This is a genomic window from Sphingomonas sp. UYEF23 (assembly GCF_040546165.1).
In the GTDB taxonomy this organism is placed as follows: domain Bacteria; phylum Pseudomonadota; class Alphaproteobacteria; order Sphingomonadales; family Sphingomonadaceae; genus Sphingomonas; species Sphingomonas glacialis.
Genome location: NZ_JBEPNG010000022.1, coordinates 1 through 4,688 on the forward strand (window position 1 = coordinate 1; position 4,688 = coordinate 4,688).

Sequence of the window (4,688 nt, forward strand, 5' to 3'; positions counted from 1 at the left end):
TTCTCGCCGCCGCCGCCAAGACCCCTCTGGCCCTGCGGCGCCCGCGGGCCCCGGCGGGGGGGGGGGGGGGGCGCCCCCCCCCCGCGCCCGCCGCGGGGGGGGGGGGGGGGGGGGGGGGCCCCCCCCCCCCCCCGACGACTTCAGTCGTTCGACAGGCCGGTCTGGAACTGCAGCAGTTCCTCGTCGGACGGGACGCCGATCGCGCCTTGGGTCTCGACGCTCGCCACGCCGAGGTCGATGACATCATCTTCGCGTTCCATGATAGACTTCCTTCATGATGCTGCGGGACTGCAGCAAGTTGAAGGTAGAAAAGGCCGAGCGTTATAATAAGCGTATAATGTGTTTATAAGACGATTATAATATGCTGCCTGCAACGCTGGTCGACGGTCTGTCGATATTAGAATGGCCTGTGTCCGCCTTTATCTTGATTGATCGCATCGACAAGCGGCGTCAGCAGCGGGAATCGCCGTCGGTGATATGCGTTGATCAGGAGTCGTAGCGCCCCTCGGTCGTGGCTGTTGGCAACTTCGGCCAGCGATACCAGTTCCAGGTGCGTGCCACCGAGCACTGCAGGTTCCGCGCGCCGCGCCGCGTTCAAGCGTTCGCTGTTGGAGCGGATCGTCCGGAGATGCTCCCGGTTGCCCGATCGCATTGTGATCCCCTCGAACAGGCTTCGGGGATCGCTGCTGTCCGCCGGCGGTGGCAGGAGGACCGGCTGAGTCTCATGGTCCCGACCGGTCTTCGGCCAGGTCGATATCGCGGCGACGAGCACTTGCGCGTTCCACGCGTACAGGTCGCGCAGCGCCCCTTCGGTCGCCAGTGGCAGGTGGAAGCCGTCGCTAGTCCGCGCGTCGACCAGCGCTTCGCCAGCCAAAACATGCAGCGCATCGCGTACCGGCGTGATGCTCATTTCCAGCATCCGCCCGATATCGGTCGGCTCGAGGCGCTGACCGGGCTGGAAGGCGCCGGCCAGAATGCGGAGCTTGAGCGCGTCATAGGCGCGTTCGGAGGTGGGACCGGAGTTCATGCCGCCCTCCGCTGACCGGCAACAAAGGCCTCTAGCTGCACGACCTGGTCGGGCCGCAGCGCATCGACTGCGCCCATCGGGCCGTCGACCGGGTCACGGAGCAGGATCGACGGGCATTGCCCCTCGTAATTCCCGAGGTTGGGACGGTGTTGACAATAGCCGACCAGCGCGGCGAGTTCGGGCGCGAAGCCGCGCGCGACCGTCGGCGGATAGGCCAGCCACTGATTCTCATAGGGCTTCAGCCAGCCCAGGCAGTAGCTCACGATCATCCCGCGTCGAACATGGTCGGTCGTGTTGCCGCCGGCGCCGTGAAGGGTCGACCCCAGGAAGATCAACGCCGACCCTGGCGTCATCTCGGCGACGATCGGGTCGGTCTCCGGCGCGCTTTCCTGAGCCTGCGCTCCATGGCTTCGCGGCCACAGGACGGTCGCGCCGTTTTCCGCGGTATAGTTGGTGAAGGGCCACATCACGTTGATCAGATACTCGCGGACCCCGATGTCCCCGCGCCACATGTCCTGATCGCGATGCGGGAATTGTGCGGGCGCGCCGGGGTGAATCGCGACCGCCTGCGTCAGGTTGAGCTGGATCGTGTCACACCACGGACCGAGAATCTGTTGCGCAATTCGCAGGATCAAAGGGTGCGCGACGAAGTCGGCCGCATGGCTGGAGCGCGCGAGCAGTCGCCCGAACCGCTTGGTCTGCGCGCCATAGAACGCGCCCTGGCAAAACGGCGTTTGCGCGAATGCCGGTGCCAGATCGGCCTCTAGGACCGCGACGCCATCGCGCGGCATCAGCGCGGGCAGAATCGCGAAGCCATCGGCCGCGATCGCAGCGATCGCCGCTTCAGCGGTATATTCGAGCGGGGCCGCGAAACGTTGGCCAAGTGGAGCGGGAAGGGGTTCATCCAGCATGACGGTCGCGCTCCTGTGCCGCCCCACAGGGCTCTATGATGGCCGCGCGGCGCAGCAGTTCCGGCGTATCGGCAGTGATGTGGATTCGCAGGGCGACAAGCAGGCCGCACGGGTACGGCACCGGCACGCCCAGGGGATCGCAGTGCCAGCCGAACGACAGGATCTGCTGAAACCACCCCATGTCGGCGACGCCTGTATAGCCAGTGATGCCTGCCACGAGCGCATGGTCGACGAGCGCCGTGATCAGCATGTCGCGAGCCTGGCGGCGTTCGCGCGCGCACAATCTGCGGTCGAGGCAAAAGCGCGAAATCTCGAAAATATTTCCTCCGCGCGGCACCTCGAGCGGGCACAGGCCGGGAAACAGGCTGTCGAGCAGGTGCGCCCGCGTGGTCGGCAGCAGGCGTGCCGAGGCAAGGTGTCCGCCGTCCGTGTCGGCCAGGATGAGATACTGCGCGTGCTCGTCGTCGAACTGGTCGAGTTCATAGCGGTCGGCGAGGACTGGCACGTCCCATTTGAGCAAATCGACGAACACGCGCTTGCGCGCCTCGTACATGGCGCGCAGATGCGCATCGCTTGCGTTTTGTCGGGTGGTGATGAGGTGCAGCATTGCCCAGCTCCTGATCGTGGAACGCTAAAGCATTCCGTACGATTTCCGGGCCGTCGATCCCCAATAATGGGGATCGACTTACGGGGTTATCTCACCAAGACAAAGGGTTCCGTTGTTCAGCGCATGGATCACGAGCGATGTCTTTTCGTACACGCCATAAAGCGCACGGGCTTGCTTCAATTGCGTGACCACGGTCTCCTTGCCGCGGCCCAGGATCATCGCGATCTCCTCGGCCGTCTTGCCCTGCGCGAGCAACAGCAGGCACTCGAGCTGGCGTTCGGTCAGGATCGGCGGCGTGGTTCCGAAGTCGCGCAGGCGCAGAATCTCGCGCGCCCGTCGAAAGGCTTTCGAGCCGAGCCATTGCGCGGCTGCAAAGGCGCGATACGGCAGTGGCCGGCCATCGCCGACCGCGAAGCTGCACGATCCCCGGGTCTCGCCCGGAATGTTGGCCGGGATCGTGAACCCATCTTCTATACCGAAGGCGTAGGCACGCGTCATGTGGAGCGTATCACTGGCGGACATCGAAATGAGGTTTCTCGCTTCAGCCCATGGGAAGCCGGTGTTCGTCATGTAGGTCGCCCGGTGAATCGGGTCGCGCCGTGCATGGTGATGCGCTTCGAAATAGTCCGCCCACCCTTGAGGATAATTGTGCAGGCGAAACGTCTTGCCGATTAGGCGCGGATAATCGACGTGGTGGATCAGGGCAAAATACTGGAACCCCAGCTGGAGCGTGATGTCGAGCATCACGACCCAGAGTTCCTCCAGCGTCGTTGCGGCTTCGATCGTCCAGCCGAATCGTTCGATCTCCGGCAACATTTCCATCACGCGCCTCCTAGCCGGGCGGTGTGGCAATCGGTGACGACCACCTTTCCCGCCCATCCGCGGCGCGTCCGCAACGGGTCGCGTCTGCCGCGTTTAACGTACGAAGAACAATACCAATTTGAGCTTGTTGCAATCTCGTGACAGTGCGTCAATTGCCTTGGATGGTGAACATTTTCGTCGGCAAGGATCGGGGCGACGCGGCCGTGCCGGCTCCGGTCCGGTTGCACTTCTGGTGACAGGAGCGTCCGCCTCCGGCGCGACGTCCAGCGACTGGGCTAATGGCGACCAGTACCGCCGTTTACGCGGCATCGATCGCGCGGGCGTAATGTGGGAATGGTTGCGCCGCGATCCGGAGTATGTGGCCTGGTACAGGCGGGCTTCGAGCGCAACCCGCGGTTCCGGGCCTACGGACGGCGCGCTCGAAAACGCGCTGCAATGGGGGCTTCACTTTCGCCGAGAATCCGGAGCTCGAAGCGCCGGAGGCCCGGATCATCTGGCATGCGGCGCTCGATCCCGGAACGCTTGCGGTGCGTGCCGCCCCGGTCGCCCCAGGCAATCCGGACCGGATCGAGCCGGGCCGCCTGCGGCCTTGGCTAAGCGTCGCCACCGACCGGGATGGCCGCGAGCATGCCGTCCTGTCGGACGGGCTGCATCATATCCGGCTCGATTGCGATGGCGGCAGTCTGGCAGGTAGCCGACCGATCCAGCTGCACTATCTGATCCGCGGGACCGTCAGCGCAGAGCCCGTGGTTCTTCCGCTGCGGCGTTTCCTTCATCTGCATCGCTACCAGCGCTTCTCGCCCAAACTGTTCCCCGCCGACGCCCGCGTCGAGCGTTGGCTGACCGTATTGCGGATCCACGACGCGGCGCGCGCCGGAGCGAGTCATCGCGATATCGCCGAGATCGTGTTCGGCCAGGATCGCGTGCCGCCAGGCCGCGCCTGGAAATCCGAAGCGCTCAACGCTCGCGTGGATCGGCTCGCGCGCGAGGCGCGCCGCATGGCCGCCGGTGCCTATCGCCTGTTGCTCGCGCGCCCGGCAGCGTGAAACCCGGCAGAGCTTTTCGAGCGAATCCGACGATGGTCCTCCCGTCGCGGAATGGCGCGCTACGCGGGATGTGTGCCGGCGCTCACGCTCCCACGGATCGGTATCGGCGCTGCCGTAACGTGCGCCAGCCTGGGGGGGGGGGGGGGGGGGGGGGGGTGGGGGGGGGGCGGGGGGGGGCCCCCCCCCCCCCCCCCCCCCCCCCCCACAACAGCCGGAAGTCGACCGTCGAGCGCGCGCACCCGTAGACGAGTAGGCTGTGGGTGGAGGGGCCCCCC

The 4,688-nt window shown here is 65.7% G+C and carries 6 protein-coding genes and 1 pseudogene; 2 read left to right on the plus strand and 5 right to left on the minus strand.

Features of this window, described 5'->3' with window-relative positions; all coding sequences use genetic code 11:
• Positions 1-140: 140 nt before the first annotated feature.
• From ABIB28_RS18345 to ABIB28_RS18365, 5 genes are all read right to left on the minus strand, one after another.
• Positions 141-260 (minus strand): benenodin family lasso peptide, encoded by a 120-nt coding sequence (locus tag ABIB28_RS18345; protein WP_354289537.1) that lies wholly within the window; start codon positions 258-260, stop codon positions 141-143.
• A gap of 137 nt (positions 261-397) precedes the next feature.
• A complete protein-coding gene (locus tag ABIB28_RS18350; RefSeq protein ID WP_354289539.1) occupies positions 398-1,027 on the minus strand; it encodes a GntR family transcriptional regulator in 630 nt (209 codons plus the stop codon).
• A complete protein-coding gene (locus ABIB28_RS18355; RefSeq protein WP_354289541.1) occupies positions 1,024-1,938 on the minus strand; it encodes a phytanoyl-CoA dioxygenase family protein in 915 nt (304 codons plus the stop codon). The genes ABIB28_RS18350 and ABIB28_RS18355 overlap by 4 nt, the downstream gene beginning before the upstream one ends.
• Positions 1,928-2,545: an acyl-homoserine-lactone synthase gene (locus ABIB28_RS18360; protein WP_354289543.1), complete on the minus strand. Its 618-nt coding sequence runs from the start codon at positions 2,543-2,545 to the stop codon at positions 1,928-1,930. Before ABIB28_RS18360 ends, ABIB28_RS18355 begins: the two co-directional genes overlap by 11 nt.
• A 78-nt stretch (positions 2,546-2,623) precedes the next feature.
• On the minus strand, positions 2,624-3,367 hold the full coding sequence (locus ABIB28_RS18365; RefSeq protein WP_354289545.1) for a helix-turn-helix transcriptional regulator: 744 nt from the start codon (positions 3,365-3,367) through the stop codon (positions 2,624-2,626).
• Between the two features lie 232 nt (positions 3,368-3,599).
• Here ABIB28_RS18365 and ABIB28_RS18370 point away from each other — a divergent pair.
• Both ABIB28_RS18370 and ABIB28_RS18375 read left to right on the plus strand, forming a co-directional pair.
• Positions 3,600-3,809, plus strand: a pseudogene (locus tag ABIB28_RS18370) (transcriptional regulator domain-containing protein); the annotation flags it as partial.
• Between the two features lie 85 nt (positions 3,810-3,894).
• On the plus strand, positions 3,895-4,413 hold the full coding sequence (locus ABIB28_RS18375) for a DNA -binding domain-containing protein (protein ID WP_354289547.1): 519 nt from the start codon (positions 3,895-3,897) through the stop codon (positions 4,411-4,413).
• Positions 4,414-4,688 lie beyond the last annotated feature (275 nt).